Origin of the sequence: Yoonia sp., assembly GCF_965660735.1 — a bacterium.
Taxonomy (GTDB): Bacteria; Pseudomonadota; Alphaproteobacteria; order Rhodobacterales; family Rhodobacteraceae; genus Yoonia.
On sequence record NZ_CBFIBD010000003.1, the window covers coordinates 130,373 to 145,608 of the forward strand.

Consider the following 15,236-nt stretch of genomic DNA (forward strand, 5'->3'; position numbering starts at 1 on the left):
CACTGGGGGTCTGCGGTGACGGGGGCGCCCTTTAGGCACTTTTGTGCTGGGGTTTGCGGGCATCGGCATTTGATCTGCGCACTGCCGGTTGGAACATGGCAAGAATGAAGCACCGGTACCTTGTGCAAAGTGCCGGCGCTGGTATCTGCAAACTGGTAACTGTGGAAAAATCTGCCTATCGTTGACCGGCGTTTACCCGATAACCCCAAGGTCAGGCGGCATGGCGAAAACATCCAAGGCGCAGCCCAAAGGCAAGCCCTCGCAAAAGAACGAGAATGAACCTGCTCGGTCGGATGGCCAGCACCAGACATCTGCGATGCGTGGCGTGCCTGTCGTGGGGCTTGGGGCGTCGGCTGGCGGGTTGAACGCGCTGACCGGATTTTTCAACGCGATGCCCCCGCGCAGCGGTGCAGCCTTTGTGGTCATCCACCATGCTGACCCGGACCATGAAAGCCTGATGGTGGATTTGCTGGCGAAGCAGACGAAAATGTCTGTCGCCTTTGCCGCCGACAACACTCCGATCCAGCCGGATCATGTCTATGTCATTCCGCCCAATAAATTCTTGCGGGTGCAGGATGGCAAATTATACCTGACCGCGCCAAGCGAACGCCGTGGCCTGCGGCTGCCGATCAACTTTTTTCTGCGATCCCTTGCAGAGGACCAAAAGCACAACGCTGTTGCGATCATCCTGTCCGGCACCGGCAGCGACGGGTCCGAGGGGATCCGCACCATCAAGGAAAAAGGTGGCCTGGTTCTGGTGCAGGACCCTCACGAGGCATCCCATGACGGCATGCCGCGCAGCGCGATCAAGACCGGATCAGTTGATCGTGTGCTGCAGGTCGGCGATATGCCTGCGCTCATCGCGAAATACGCGCGACACCCCTATATCGACAACGGCCGAGCCGCCAAGGCCTTGGGCGAAAGCGCCCGCGGATCGCTGCGGGATGTCATCAAGACGCTGAACGCCTATACACCGATCAATTTCGAGATGTACAAGGAGGGCACGCTGTTGCGGCGGATCGAACGGCGCATGGCCCTGCATCACATGGATAATTCGGCTGATTATCTGGCGTTACTGCGACAGAACCCCGACGAGGCCAAGCGGCTGTGCACCGACATGCTGATCAGTGTCACGTCATTCTTTCGCGATCCGGAAGCGTTTGATTACCTGGAGCAGCACGTATTGCGCGATATGGTGGCCAACCACCCTGCCGGGCAGCCGATCCGCGTCTGGGTGCCGGCCTGCGCGACCGGCGAGGAAGCCTATTCGCTGACGATCCTGTTGTTCGAACAAGTCTCGAAGTTGCGCAAGGATGTGAAGATACAGGTTTTTGCGTCAGACGTGGATGAAAAGGCGCTGTCGGTCGCGCGCGCAGGCGTTTACCCTGATGCGATCGCGGATTCTGTTGCCACCGAACGGCTGGACCGGTTTTTCATCAAGGAAGATCATACCTACCGGATCATTCCAGAGGTGCGCGATACAGTCGTCTTTGCCAATCAAAACATTCTGGCCGACGCGCCGTTTTCAAAGATCGATCTGATTTCCTGCCGGAATATGTTGATATATCTGAACCCCAAGGCGCAGGAACGGGTTATCCAGATGTTCCACTTTGCGCTGAACGACCACGGTATTCTGTTCTTGGGATCATCGGAAACGGCTAATAATCACGAAATGTATTTCCGTCCCAAATCCAAGAAATACCGTATTTACGAAAGAGCCGGCGAGCTGCGCAAACGGACATTTGATTACATGTCGCAACGCAGGCCGCATGAAGACGCCATCGAGCCCGCCCTGCCCGCGCGTGAAAAACATTCCGGGCCGCAGCTTGCCGATCTTAGCCAGAAACTTCTTATCGAGCGCTATGCGCCTGCGGCAGTGCTGATCAATGCCCGAATGGAATGTCTTTATGTGCAAGGGCCTGCCGATGACTATCTGAAGGTGCCGATCGGCGAAGCGAACCAGAACCTTTTGGCGATGGCGCGTGACGGGATGCGGGCCCAGCTTGGCAGTGCGGTGCGCACCGCTATCCAGCAAAATACCGATGTAACGCGCACCGCTGCCGTCACGCGTGATGGGGAAAGTGTGCCGGTCAAGATTGACGTACATCCCATGGCTGTCGAAGACGCGCAGCTTTTTCTTGTGGCGTTTGCCGATCAGCCGTTCATCGAACGCAGTGCGACGCCCGATGACGTCTCAAAGGGCAGTGCCGCCTATCGCCAGCTTGAAGCAGAACTGGAAACGACGCGGCAAGACCTTAAGAACACGATCCGGGATTTCGAACTTTCCACCGAGGAATTGAAAGCGGCCAACGAAGAAGCCATGTCGATGAACGAAGAGTTCCAATCGACCAATGAAGAACTTGAAACCTCCAAGGAAGAGCTTCAATCGCTGAACGAAGAGCTGACGACGCTGAATACGCAGTTACAGCAGAAAGTCGATGAAGAACGCGCGGTGTCGGACGATCTCAATAATCTGCTGTCCAGTTCGGGTATTGCGACGCTGTTTCTTGATCGCGATCTCAAGATCAAGCTGTTCACGCCGGCAACCCGCAAGTTGTTCAATCTGATCACCAATGACGTGGGGCGACCGATCAGCGATATTACCGGCAAGATCGACGATCCATCGCTGTTGGAAAGTGCCCGGCAGGTCATGACGGATCTGGCCCCGTCCGAGCGGGAGGTAAAAGCACGGGACGACAGCTGGTATATACGGCGGATCCTGCCCTACAAGACGCAAAGCGGGCAGATCAACGGGGTTGTCGTCACCTTTACGGATGTGACCGAAATAAAGAACATCCAGGAAGCACACAGGCGGTCGCAGCGATTTTCTGACAATATCGTATCGACCGTGCGCGAACCGATGCTGGTCTTGGACAAGCATTTCAAGATTGTCCGGGCCAGCCGATCGTTTCACAGGCTGTTCCAGACGACAGCAGAACAGACAGATGGACAAAACCTGTTCGTTTTGCAGGAAGGACAGTGGGATCAGCGCGAGTTGCATCAACTGCTTGAACGGGTGCTGCCCGACAGGACAACAGTTGAAAACTATCAGATCCAGATCGAAACGGCGAAGATGGGCCGGCGCACGATGATCCTGAATGCCCGCCGTCTTGAAGGAGAAAGCAACGATGGCGATCTGATCCTTCTCGCGATTGAGGACATGACCGAGTATCTGGCCGTTCAGCATGATCTGGAAGAACGGCAAGCCCGGTTGCGGGCAATCGTCGATGCCGCCCCCGAGGCAATCATTACAATTGATGAACATGGCATCATCGGCAGCTTCAGCCCTGCCGCAGAAGTCATGCTTGGCTATGCTGCCGAAGAGATGATCGGCCAGAACGTCAAGGTTCTGATGCCTGAACCCGACCACAGCAAACATGACGGATACATCGACCATTATATTCGGACGGGCGAGCGCAAGATCATTGGCGTCAGCCGCGAAATGAAGGCGCGCCGCAGTGATGGCGCCGAGATCCCGATCAGGTTGACGATTTCAGAATGGTGGATCGAGGGCGATCGGTTCTTCACCGGGATCCTGCACGACCTGACCGAAGACATGAAACGCCGCGAGGCCCTGAACCGCGCCCAGAAAATGGAAGCTGTCGGCCAGTTGACCGGCGGCATGGCGCATGATTTCAATAATCTGTTGACCATTATCATCGGCAATCTGGAATTGCTTGAAATGCAGCTGGAGACAGGACAACAGCACGAATTGCTCATCGAGGCGCTTGAGGCGTCAAATCTTGGCGCACAGCTGACATCGCAGTTGCTTGCATTTTCCAGCAACCAGGCCCTGACCCCGAAACCTGTCGACCTGAACGATCTGGTGGCCGCCATGCTGCCTATTCTGGCGCGCACGCTGGGCGAGAATATCAAGGTTGAAACAAATCTGGCCGATGATCTATGCCCGACTCTGACTGATCCGGGGCAGGTCGAAAGCGCCATTCTGAATCTCGGCCTTAATGCCCGCGATGCGATGCCCGACGGCGGCACGCTCAGCATAGCGACACGCAACGCGATCCTGGATGCGGATTACACTGCAACCCAAGTTGATGTGAAGCCGGGGGCTTATGTGGCGCTTTGCGTGACCGATACAGGGCATGGCATGGCACCAGATGTCGTCAATCGTGCGTTTGAGCCATTTTTCACCACCAAGGGCCCCGGTGCGGGGTCCGGACTTGGGTTAAGCATGGTTTACGGTTTTGCCAAACAATCGGGTGGGCATGCTGCAATCTATAGTGAGGTCGGATTTGGCACGACGATTTCGATTTATCTGCCGATTGTCGATAATTGTGACGCCGAAAAAATAGACAAGGTGCGCACGACGGTCCCAAAGTCCCAGAACGAGACGATCCTCGTGGTCGAGGATGACCCGTCTGTCAGACGCCTGACGGTGATCCGCCTGAACGAACTGGGCTATCAGGTTATTGCCGCAGAAGACGGCCTCGCGGCGATGAAGATACTGAACACGCGCTCTGACATTGATCTGGTCCTGTCGGACGTGGTGATGCCGGGTGGGATGTCAGGTTTCGATCTTGCCGATCGGGCGGTCGAAATCAACCCCAACCTGAAGGTCATTCTTGCCACTGGGTACGCCAAAGGGATCCAGACGACCAAAATGGAGAAAGCAGCACATCATAAAATTTTGCGCAAGCCCTACAGCCTGGAGGAATTGGCCCAGGCGTTGCGCGAAAAACTGGATTGAACCCGCGACAGTATCGCCGGACCGCCTGATCGTCATTGCTGTCCGGCGTCGGCGGCCATCCCCGGTGCCAACGTGCGCACCACAGCTTTGCGCAAGCGGGCTGAGGGTTCGTGCGACATGCGCAGTCCGCAAGGGCGTTATCGGCGCGGATGTTGCAGAAGTAGTCGCAAAACAAGTCACCCATTCGGATTTTGCACCGTATTAATGCGGTGATGGCGCAAGTTGCGATTTGCTATCGCCACCGTTGCCAAGGACACAGTGAAGGCTTTCAACGCATGAAAAAATTCGGTCTTGATGCGGCTGATATCCGCATACTCAGCGCGGTGCAGCAATACGGACAACTGAGCAAAACCAAACTGGCCGAAATCGTCAACATTTCGCCCACGCCGTGCTGGGCGCGGCTGGACAGGTTAAAGGCTGCGGGCTTTATCCGCGGATATCGCGCTGACATTGCGCTCGAGAAAATTTGCGACTTTACCGAAGTCGTTGTCACGGTATCGCTGACCCATCACCGGCGGGCGGATTTTGACCGATTTGAAAGTTTTGTCAGAAATCAGGACCAGATCATCGAATGTATCGCGACAGGCGGCGGGATGGATTACGTGATCAAGGCCGTGTGCCCCAGTCTTGCGTTGTTTCAGAACCTCATGGAAACGATGGTCGCCGCCGAATTGGGGATCGACCGCTATATGACATATATCGCGACTCGGACGGTAAAGTCGGCGCGGCCCAATCTGGCCCATCTGGCTGCAAAGGGCAGCGCGTGATCCATCACGTCCGAACAGACTGGACTATGGGCCAAAAATAGTCCGTTCAGGCGTTTTCCTGCCCTTTTTCGGACCGCATGACGTGCAGTCACGCTGCTAGAAGAACGGCAGGCGGAGGCGCTCGATGGCCGGTTTGGCCTTTGACATGAAAGGGTGGAAAAAATGATGCAAGCAGATGACTTTGGGTTTGGCACACAGATCCGTAAATCTCCTTATTTTGACGCGACCGTTCGGTGGGGCGCCAAGGGGTTTTCCGTTTATAATCATATGTATATCCCCCGTGACTTTGGTGATCCGGAACAGAATTTCTGGAACCTGGTGAACGACGCGATCCTGTGTGACGTAGCGGTCGAACGTCAGGTGGAAATCACCGGCCCGAACGCGGCACAGTTTGTCCAGATGCTGACGCCGCGCGATCTGTCCAAGATGGCTGTCGGTCAGTGCAAGTATGTTCTGATCACCAATGCCGCTGGCGGTATTCTGAACGATCCGATCCTGCTGCGTCTGGCCGAAAACCATTTCTGGATTTCGCTGGCTGACAGCGACATTCTGTTGTGGGCGCAAGGTGTGGCGGTGAATTCCGGCCTTGATGTCACGATCGGCGAACCTGACGTGTCGCCGCTGCAGCTGCAAGGCCCGAAGTCAGGTGAAATTATGCAGGAACTGTTTGGCGAAAGCATCATGGACCTGCGCTATTACTGGCTGCGCGAGGTCGAGGTTGACGGGATCCCGCTGATCGTGTCGCGCACCGGCTGGTCAAGCGAGTTGGGTTACGAGCTTTATCTGCGCGATGGCACGCAAGGCGACGCCCTTTGGGAACGGATCATGGCGGCCGGGATGCCATACGGGCTTAAACCCGGTCACACCTCATCCATCCGCAGGATCGAGGGTGGTATGCTGTCCTATCATGCTGACGCGGACATCAACACGAACCCCTACGAACTGGGGCTTGACCGGCTTGTGAACCTCGACATGGAGGCCGATTTCATCGGCAAGGCGGCATTGCGCCGCATCCAGGAACAGGGCGCGACCCGCAAGCAGATAGGCCTGATCATCGACAGTGCCCCGCTGAAGGGGCCGAACACACGGTTCTGGCCAATCAACAAGAATGGGGATGTCGTGGGCAAGGTCACGTCGGCGGTGTATTCACCCCGTCTTGGGCAGAACATCGCACTCGCCATGGTTGCAGTCGAATACGCCCATATCGGTGCCGAGGTTGAAGTCGTGACAAGCGATGGCCCCACCCGGGCCACGATCGTGGAACGTCCGTTCTATGATCCGAAAAAGCAAATCGCCGCCGCCTGACCACCCGAACCAGAGAGACCTGACAGATGTCCGACCTTTCGATCGCACTGCATTGGCAGCGCGCAGAACCCGTATTGCAAACGGGCAAATACACAAACGCCCATACCGTGCAGTATAACAAAAGCTATGAGATGCAAGTGGATGCCGCCCCTGATTGGGGCGGTGATCCGAACCATACGAACCCCGAACAGGCCCTTGCTGCGGCACTGTCGAGCTGTCACATGATGACATACCTTGCGCTCGCCGCCAAAGCCGGCTGGCCCGTGGCCAGCTATCACGACCACGCGGTTGCCTATCTGGGCAAGAATGTGAGAGGGCAAATGTCGGTGACCCGCATCGACCTGCATCCGGTGGTGCGTTTTGATACCGGTTTTGCGGTTGATGCTGCTGAATTGGATCAGATGCAGCACCGCGCGCATCGCTATTGTTTTATCGCCAACACGCTGGCTGATAACGTGGAAATCAATATCCGCTAACTCCGGAACAGGAGAAGAGTGCATGCAACAAGACGATATTCTGCTGCGCGATCTGGATGACGCAGGCATCTTGCGTCTGACCATGAACGACACCGGGCGACGCAATGCGCTGTCCGAGGCGATGCTGAAACAGCTTGGTGCAGCCTTTGGCGCGGCAGGGGGCGAGCCCGGCGTGCGGGTCATCATTCTGGCGGGGCATGGTCCGGCCTTTTGTGCGGGTCATGACCTCAAGGAGATGACTGCGGGTCGTAGCGGGGCTGATCGGGGCAAGGCCTATTTCGCGCATGTCATGGCGCAATGTTCCGGTGTCATGCAGGCGATCGTGAATTGTCCGAAACCCGTCATCGCAGAAGTGAAGGGCGTCGCGACCGCAGCGGGCTGTCAACTCGTGGCAAGTTGCGATCTGGCAGTTGCCGCCGATACGGCACGGTTTAGCACACCTGGGGTGCATATCGGCCTGTTTTGCTCGACCCCGATGGTGGCCCTGTCCCGCAATGTCGCAGACAAACATGCGATGGAAATGCTGCTGACGGGCGATATGATCCCCGCCAGCCGTGCGGCTGAAATCGGGTTGATCAATCGCGCCGTTGCCGTCGATACCCTGCAGGATACCGTGATGGACATGGCCCGCAAAATTGCGTCAAAATCCAGCATGACCCTCGCAACCGGCAAACGGGCGTTCTATAAACAATGCGAGATGACCTTGCCTGATGCTTATGACTATGCCGCGCGGGTGATGGTCGACAACATGTTGGCACATGACGCCGAAGAAGGCATTGGTGCCTTTATTGCAAAACGCGCCCCGCAATGGCAGGATGCCTGACCAGATGAAAACGAACCCCTATAACACCGGGCTGGACCGCACTCCCGCGAACTATCAGCCGCTGACACCGCTGACATTTCTGGAACGCGCCGCCAGCGTGTTTCCCGATCATACGGCGATGGTTCACGGGGGCATGCGACGCAATTATGCCGATTTCTATCGCCGGTCGCGGCAGCTTGGCTCGGCGTTGGCACAGATTGGCATCGGGCGGGGTGATACGGTTTCGGCGCTGCTGGCGAACACACCTGCGATGCTGGAATGCCACTACGGCGTGCCGATGTGCGGTGCCGTTCTGCATTCGATCAACACCCGTCTTGATGCCGCCATCATCGCGTTTCAGCTTGATCATGCCATGGCCAAGGTGGTGATCGTGGATCGCGAATTTGTGCCCCTGATCCAAGAGGCGCTGGCGCTTGCATCGGTGACGCCTGTCCTGATCCAGTATGACGACCCAGAATTTGCGGGACCGCACGCCCCCTTTGAGGCCGCCGACTATGATGCGTTTCTGTCCACCGGCGATCCCGATTTCGCCTGGTTGATGCCACTGGATGAATGGGACGCGATTTCGATCAACTATACATCCGGCACGACTGGCGACCCCAAGGGGGTGGTGTCGCATCACCGGGGCGCATATCTGTTGGCGCAGGGCAATGCATTGACAACGTCGATGCAGAAACACGCGGTCTATCTGTGGACCTTGCCGATGTTTCACTGCAACGGCTGGTGCTTTCCGTGGACCATGTCTGCTATTGTCGGCACCCATGTCTGCCTACGGCAGGTGCGGGCTGCGCCAATCTGGAACGCACTTGCGGACGAAGGCGTGACCCATCTGTGCGGCGCGCCCATCGTGATGTCGCTGATGATCTCGGCGCCTGACGATGTGAAACGCGATCTGGACAGGACCGTGCAATTCTTTACCGCCGCCGCCCCCCCTCCGGAAAAGCTGTTGGCCGACATGAAAACCGCAGGTTTCGACGTGACCCATCTTTACGGGCTGACGGAAACCTATGGCCCTGCGGTCGTCAACGACTGGCATCAGGACTGGTCTGATCTGCCCGCCGCCGAACAGGCCGCGCTTAAATCGCGGCAGGGCGTGCGCTATCTGCCGTTGGAACAGTTGGACGTGTTGGACCCCGAAACAATGCTGCCGGTGCCGCGCGACGGCAAGACCATGGGCGAGGTGATGTTTCGTGGCAATGTCGTGATGAAGGGATATTTTCGCAATCCCAAGGCGACGCAAGATGCCTTTGCAGATGGCTGGTTCCATTCCGGCGATCTGGGCGTCATGCACCCCGACGGCTATATCCAGCTCAAGGACAGATCAAAGGATGTGATCATTTCGGGCGGGGAGAACATTTCTTCCATCGAGGTTGAAGAGGCGCTTTACCGGCATCCGGCTGTCGGTGTCGCCGCTGTTGTCGCAATGCCGCATGAAAAGTGGGGTGAAACGCCCTGTGCGTTCATCGAGCTGGCCGCCGGTCAGCAGGTAGATGCCGATATGTTGCGGCAGTGGTGCCGCGATCAACTGGCACCCTACAAGGTGCCCGGCCGCTTTATCTTTATGGATATTCCCCGAACATCGACAGGCAAGATCCAGAAATTCGCCTTGCGCGATCGGGCAAGGGAAATCGCGACCGGTGCTGCAGCGGCCGAACTGATGCCGGGTGCCTGATGTGCCCGGTCTGGCCAATTGAATGATCTTTCGCAGCCGTCAGGATTGCACCTTGACCCTGGACGCCATCAACTGAAGAACTGCACAGTCCGCGTCGGCACGCGAACACGTGACAGACGTCTTTTCAATGCGCTGTCGGTCTGCGCCGGGATATGCGCTTGACTCGCACAGCACCGGGAAACACACAACGCTATGGCTTATGCCCTTGGTATCCGCGAAAATCTGCGGCCGTTTCTGGAACAGCTATTGCAGGTCTTCTTCGTCGGCCTGACCATCGGCGTGCAACGCACCGTGATTCCTGCATTGGCGGAAACCGAGTTTGGTGTTGTTCAAGGTTCGATGACGGCAATCTTTGCGTTCATCGTGTCCTTCGGGATCGTAAAGGGGGCGATGAACTTCGTTTCGGGGCGCCTGTCAGAGAGGGTCGGGCGGCGCCGCGTTCTGATCTGGGGCTGGCTTGTGGCCCTGCCGATCCCGTTCATGATCCTTTGGGCGCCGTCATGGGGCTGGATCGTGGCGGCGAACATTCTATTGGGGATCAATCAGGGCTTTGCCTGGTCGATGACCGTCACAGCGAAGATGGACATCGTCAAAGGCACGGAACGGGGCATTGCCACCGGTTTCAATGAATTTGCGGGCTATGGCGGGGTGGCGCTTGCCGGTCTCGTCACGGGCTATCTGGCGAGTTATTTCGATCCCCGACTGAGCCTGTTTGTCTTTGGCCTCGTCGTGATCCTTTGTGCGTTGGTGTCCGGGATCGCGGCCTTTACCGAGACGCTTCCCTATGCCCGGGCCGAAGCGGCGCGGCACAAGTCGGGCACGACGACGGGGCCGCGCCCGCGCTACGTTGATGGGCCCGAGGTTCCGACGACCGGCCAGATATTCGCCCTTGTCACATGGCGAAATCGGACCTTCATGGTGCTGGCACAGGCGGGCAGCATTGAAAAATTCGTTGATGCGCTGATGTGGGCACTGGTGCCGGTCTTTATGGTCGCGAAGGGTGCAAGCCTGATCGAGATTGGTTGGGTCACGGGCATTTACGGGTTTGTCTGGGGCGCTAGCCAGCTGTGGACAGGGCCACTGTCGGACCTATTGGGCCGCAAATGGCCCACGGTCGTGGGCTTTTTCCTGTGTTCCGGCGGCGTTCTCGCGTTCCCGATTTTTGACGGAATCACAGGCTGGGCCGCAGCTGCCGCCGTCACCGGTGTTGGCATGGCTCTTCTTTATCCAACGCTGATTGCTGCCATGGGTGACATCGCGCACCCGTCCTGGCGCGGGTCGGCGCTAGGTGTTTACCGTTTTTGGCGCGATATGGGCTATGCCATTGGTGCGTTGGCCATGGGGCTGATCGCTGATGCGTCCGGGATGCTGGAGGCCGGATTCTGGCTGACTGGTGCGGCAATGGCGTTGTCGGGGCTTTGGCTGGTCCTCGCGATGGAGGCAACCCATCCACGCCTTGATCCCATGCACGACGCGGGGCAATCCGAAGGCTGATCCTGTATCCTGCGACCATGCCGGCGGTTGTGCATCGACGACGGATGCAAACTAGCGCGCTACCGGCGCGATTTTCCGCACTTTTCCCGAAGATCCGGTTTCCCATGACGTCCCTTCCGGCTGACCTGTCATCCGCCAAGCCCCTTGCATTCCTTGCCACTACATTTCAACGGCTCGGGCTGATGACCTGCAAAGATCTTGGGTTTGGCTTTCTCGACAGATCGACTGTCTGGATGAAGGTCGCCTTGCGCAGTTGGTGGAACGGCATCAGCCGCCCGTCATGACCAGCACTGCGAGAATTGCAAGATAGGTGAGCTGATGCGCCGCCTGATCCAGCCCCAGCAGATACCAATAGGCACCGTCGTGTTCGTCAAGGTTTCGCCGCGCCACAACGCCCGCCTTGAGCCAGTCAATGTGGTAGTGCAGGATAATTTCAGACAACAACAGGCCCGCGAAAAGCACTGGCGTCCAGTCGGCAATCACCACGAGAACAGGCAGCGACAGCGCGCCATGCAGCCCTGCGTGCGCCAACCCGCCACGATGGCCGTATTGGCCCTTGGTTTCGACCATCCAAACAGATTGCCACTGAAAGTCGGCCAGATAGTGTTTCACCTGGAACAGACAGAGAGCCAGAATAACAGCACCCGCAGTCACGTTATCTGCTCCGGTGATGTGGACAGGCGCTGATTGGCCAGCTTCAGTTTGCGGCCCGTATCACGGCTCATGCCGACTTCCAGAAGGATACGGAAATCAGAGTCGCGCGCGGCCATGCGTTGCAAGGCCACGCCGGAGATCACGAACAGCCGCGATTCCGCAACGACCGTCGTCGTTGCTGACGCCGCCCCCCGTGACAGCACGTTCATTTCGCCCAGAAAACCAGAGCTGACGACGGCAATTTCCTGTCCGGCTGACGTAGCCTGCACTTGCCCATTCGCAAGATAATACAGATTTACGACCGGTTGCCCTTCTTCGGTAAGGGTCGTGCCCTTATCTGCCGTGATCCAGTTCCCCTGATTGAAAAAACGCCGCGCCATCGGCCGCGGCATGTCGGGGAACATCTTTTGCAGCATATCCCATTCCTCGTCTGAAAACCGAACACGGTTGTTCAACCATGCGAGGCGGGCAATCCCCAGTAGACTGATGATGATCCACGATGTCTGGATGATCGCGGAAGACAAGTTGAACGCGACGGTCAGACTAAGCAGAACAAGGCTGGACGCACATAAGTTGAGCGTTGCATAGGCATAGCCACTGCCCCGCAGCAGCCCAATTTGAAGAAGCGCATAAGATCCCAGATAGAGCACGACGCCCGCAAGTCCGGCACCTTGAAGAAGCGGCTCTGTCAGGGAACTATTCATAGTGAACTTTCGTCTGGAATTGGAATGTGGTCACTGTTGCCCGCCTGGCGGATCCGGCGCCAAGCTGAATCCGCCAGCAGCAGCCGTCAGTGGAGCTTGAGCGGCGTGGCGCGAATATTTTCATCAATCCCCTTGAGCTCATAGCTGCACATGGCGTCGTCATCGATTGTCCGGCCTGCCGCCTTGAGTGCGGCCTCGCTGATCAGCACTTCGCCGGCCTTTGCACTGGATGCCAGCCGCGCTGCGACATTGACGTCAAAGCCAAAGGCGCTCACTTCCTGCATGTCGCCGTTCAGGGATGCGACGGTGCTCAGATAGGCCCGTCCGGTGTGAATCGCGGTTCCCACGGGCAGGGCGCTTCCGTTGAAAGGTGTCCGTTCAATTGCCCTTGGCAGTTTCATTCCGCCATTCACCGCCTTGCTGGCGTAATCCTTGCCGCTGAAACCCGGGGGCCAGACACCAATGACAGCATCCCCCTGGAACTGAAGCACAAACCCCTCGGCCTGCCACAGGACTGGGATGATCGTTTCGCGCATGAACGTGATGAGTTGCTTGAATTCCCTTGGGGACATCGACGCCGACAGGGATACCGAACCGCGCAGGTCGCAAAACAGGATCGACAGGTCAACCTCTGCGCCACCCGGATAGGCCTTTAGAAAACCGTCGCAGGCATTGCAGAAGAACGGGTTGCGCGATGAGGGTTCAAGGCCCATCCGACGGGTGATCCATCCGCCGATGCCCGCCAATGGTGCGTAACACATCTTGCAGCGTGATCCCCCCGGTAGCAGGGAAAACCGTTTTTGTTTGCCAAGCAGCACCGGGTGCCCTTCTTGAAAGACCTGGTACCACAGTGCGTCATTGCCGTCTTCGCGGGTGAATTCACCCATGCCTGCCAACGTGTTCATTTCATCAGTTCCTTTGGTGTCGCACTTATCACAAGTGATTCTTCCGGTGGGCAGACATCCATGCCCTCGCTGTTGCAGACGGCTGTGTCTGCAAGAAATGTGCGGCCGGCGACGACGTTCCGCCCCTCACCCATTCCCCGATAAAGGACGCTAAACGTCTGACCGTCATTGAAGGGTGCGCCGCAGGGTATTGTGGGCAGTCCGGTCTTGGCATCGTTCAGGCGCAATGCGGGGACAGAGACGACGACCCCGGCTTCCAGCAGTGGCTCGTCCAGCCATGAAGGGGCTTTGCGCAGGCTCAGGACGTGGTCAAAATCGGGGCCGAACATTGGCGGTTCGAACTTGCCCGAGGCAAGTCGTGCGGTTTGAAGATTGGTCATATGGGCCTCTTGGCCTTCGCCCCACAGCAGATAGGTCGCGTAGTCTGGTTGTGTATCGTGATGGGCAAAGGGGCGGAAGGTGACGACCCTTTCCACAGATACCGTGACATCCACAATGACCGGGGTCGTGCGCGCCTTGTCCCACGGAAAGAAATGTGGGTCTGCCTCGTCAGTGGCGCTGAAGGCGGGCAGGCCCTGAAAGATGTTGGCATTGAACGTGGGGCGACGACCGGCAGGAAGGTCGGGGATCATGAACAGGTCGTCATCGGCGTCGCCATTGCACAGAATGAATGTATCCAATGGAAACCGCGTGCGCAGATCATCAAGTTGCGACTTGGCGTCTGGCGGCAGCGATAATTTCAGGACCAGCTGATACTTATGTTCTTCGTGATGATACTGCGTCATGTGCACCGCAAAGATCGTCGCGTCCCCTAGCAAAACAAAGGCGTGCTGGTGCGCATGGTTCGTAATGAAATTGGCGGGCCGCTGATGTTTGCCGCTGCCGTGTGTCGTGTCGTGGTGGGGCATTGCTGCGTCCTTTCTGAACGGATCGGATCAAGGGTGTGTTACGTCGGGTCCGGCAGCCCGTGCCGGCGCCGCAGTTGGCCGGCAAGATCGCTGGCCGTTTGCCTGAGCGTTTCGGCAAGCATGGGGGTCAGGTCGCCGTCTGCTGTCGAGGTCATGAAAGGGTTCTGCTGGGTCGAGGTGATGAACTTGACCGACATGCCGGGCACAGGCGTGGCACCGCAGCGTGTTACGTAGTGGTCAACGAACGCTTGCCCGTAGGTGTCTGGCGCGAACTCAGAGGCGGTGACGAACAGCGGGGCGTCGGGGACTTTGTCACCGCCGAATTCCTGTACCGACAGGGCCTTGAAAACCGCGTCGTTCAGCGCGTTCATCAGTGCAAGATCGCGGTTGATACCATCTGCTGTTCTGAAGTTGAGCGTATAGGCACAGATCGTCTGATCGGATCCAAGTTGCTGGAAAAGTGTCATCAGTTCGGGATCGTGCAGCAGTTTTTCCACCAGCGGGTCATCGGCGACCGGAACAATCTGTCGGGCTATCATGGCGCGCTGCGCTGCGATCTCGCTTGGGGTTCCGCCGTCGCGTTCGGCGGGCAGGCGCTGGAACGGGGTCAGGATGACGTCATCGTTTGCGTCGAATGCCGCCAGCAACGCGCAGTAGAACCGCTTGGAATTGAACATGCATTTGGCCAAGAGCCGCCCATAGCCGGTGCGGTCGGCCGGGATGACCGCGTGCGATAGATAAACAGCTGTCGCAGCCGCGCCGGGCTTTGATCCCTCGATCCCGTAAACGCCGACGCTGGGCACGGTGCCGCCATGGAAAACCA

General features: G+C 57.7%; 12 protein-coding genes. 7 read left to right on the plus strand and 5 right to left on the minus strand.

Translation table 11 applies throughout. The annotated features are described in order from the left end of the window. The first annotated feature begins 220 nt into the window (after positions 1-220). From ACTG4B_RS03050 to ACTG4B_RS03080, 7 genes are all read left to right on the plus strand, one after another. Positions 221-4,705, plus strand: coding sequence for a chemotaxis protein CheB (locus tag ACTG4B_RS03050; RefSeq protein WP_439154205.1), 4,485 nt, complete (start codon positions 221-223; stop codon positions 4,703-4,705). A gap of 275 nt (positions 4,706-4,980) precedes the next feature. Beyond that, positions 4,981-5,472: an Lrp/AsnC family transcriptional regulator gene (locus tag ACTG4B_RS03055; RefSeq protein ID WP_439154206.1), complete on the plus strand. Its 492-nt coding sequence runs from the start codon at positions 4,981-4,983 to the stop codon at positions 5,470-5,472. A gap of 162 nt (positions 5,473-5,634) precedes the next feature. Beyond that, complete coding sequence (locus ACTG4B_RS03060; protein ID WP_439154207.1) at positions 5,635-6,777, plus strand: glycine cleavage T C-terminal barrel domain-containing protein; 1,143 nt, start codon at positions 5,635-5,637, stop codon at positions 6,775-6,777. A gap of 26 nt (positions 6,778-6,803) precedes the next feature. After that, positions 6,804-7,253 carry an OsmC family protein gene (locus ACTG4B_RS03065; RefSeq protein ID WP_439154208.1) on the plus strand — a complete coding sequence of 150 codons (450 nt, stop codon included), beginning with the start codon at positions 6,804-6,806 and terminating at the stop codon, positions 7,251-7,253. A 22-nt stretch (positions 7,254-7,275) separates the two neighbouring features. After that, positions 7,276-8,076, plus strand: a complete 801-nt coding sequence (locus ACTG4B_RS03070) for an enoyl-CoA hydratase (protein WP_439154209.1) — start codon at positions 7,276-7,278, stop codon at positions 8,074-8,076. Between the two features lie 4 nt (positions 8,077-8,080). Then, complete coding sequence (locus ACTG4B_RS03075) at positions 8,081-9,748, plus strand: acyl-CoA synthetase (protein ID WP_439154210.1); 1,668 nt, start codon at positions 8,081-8,083, stop codon at positions 9,746-9,748. 192 nt (positions 9,749-9,940) lie between these two features. Then, a complete protein-coding gene (locus ACTG4B_RS03080) occupies positions 9,941-11,242 on the plus strand; it encodes an MFS transporter (RefSeq protein ID WP_439154211.1) in 1,302 nt (433 codons plus the stop codon). Between the two features lie 267 nt (positions 11,243-11,509). Here ACTG4B_RS03080 and ACTG4B_RS03085 read toward each other — a convergent pair whose 3' ends face one another. The 5 genes from ACTG4B_RS03085 to ACTG4B_RS03105 all read right to left on the minus strand — a co-directional run. Then, positions 11,510-11,896, minus strand: a complete 387-nt coding sequence (locus ACTG4B_RS03085; protein ID WP_439154212.1) for a DUF3307 domain-containing protein — start codon at positions 11,894-11,896, stop codon at positions 11,510-11,512. Further along, complete coding sequence (locus ACTG4B_RS03090) at positions 11,893-12,600, minus strand: Crp/Fnr family transcriptional regulator (RefSeq protein WP_439154213.1); 708 nt, start codon at positions 12,598-12,600, stop codon at positions 11,893-11,895. Before ACTG4B_RS03090 ends, ACTG4B_RS03085 begins: the two co-directional genes overlap by 4 nt. 86 nt (positions 12,601-12,686) lie before the next feature. Continuing rightward, positions 12,687-13,505: an adenylate/guanylate cyclase domain-containing protein gene (locus ACTG4B_RS03095; RefSeq protein ID WP_439154214.1), complete on the minus strand. Its 819-nt coding sequence runs from the start codon at positions 13,503-13,505 to the stop codon at positions 12,687-12,689. Further along, positions 13,502-14,413 (minus strand): hypothetical protein, encoded by a 912-nt coding sequence (locus ACTG4B_RS03100; protein ID WP_439154215.1) that lies wholly within the window; start codon positions 14,411-14,413, stop codon positions 13,502-13,504. The genes ACTG4B_RS03095 and ACTG4B_RS03100 overlap by 4 nt, the downstream gene beginning before the upstream one ends. A 38-nt stretch (positions 14,414-14,451) precedes the next feature. Further along, a partial coding sequence (locus ACTG4B_RS03105) for a hypothetical protein (RefSeq protein WP_439154216.1) occupies positions 14,452-15,236 on the minus strand: 785 nt, incomplete at its 5' end.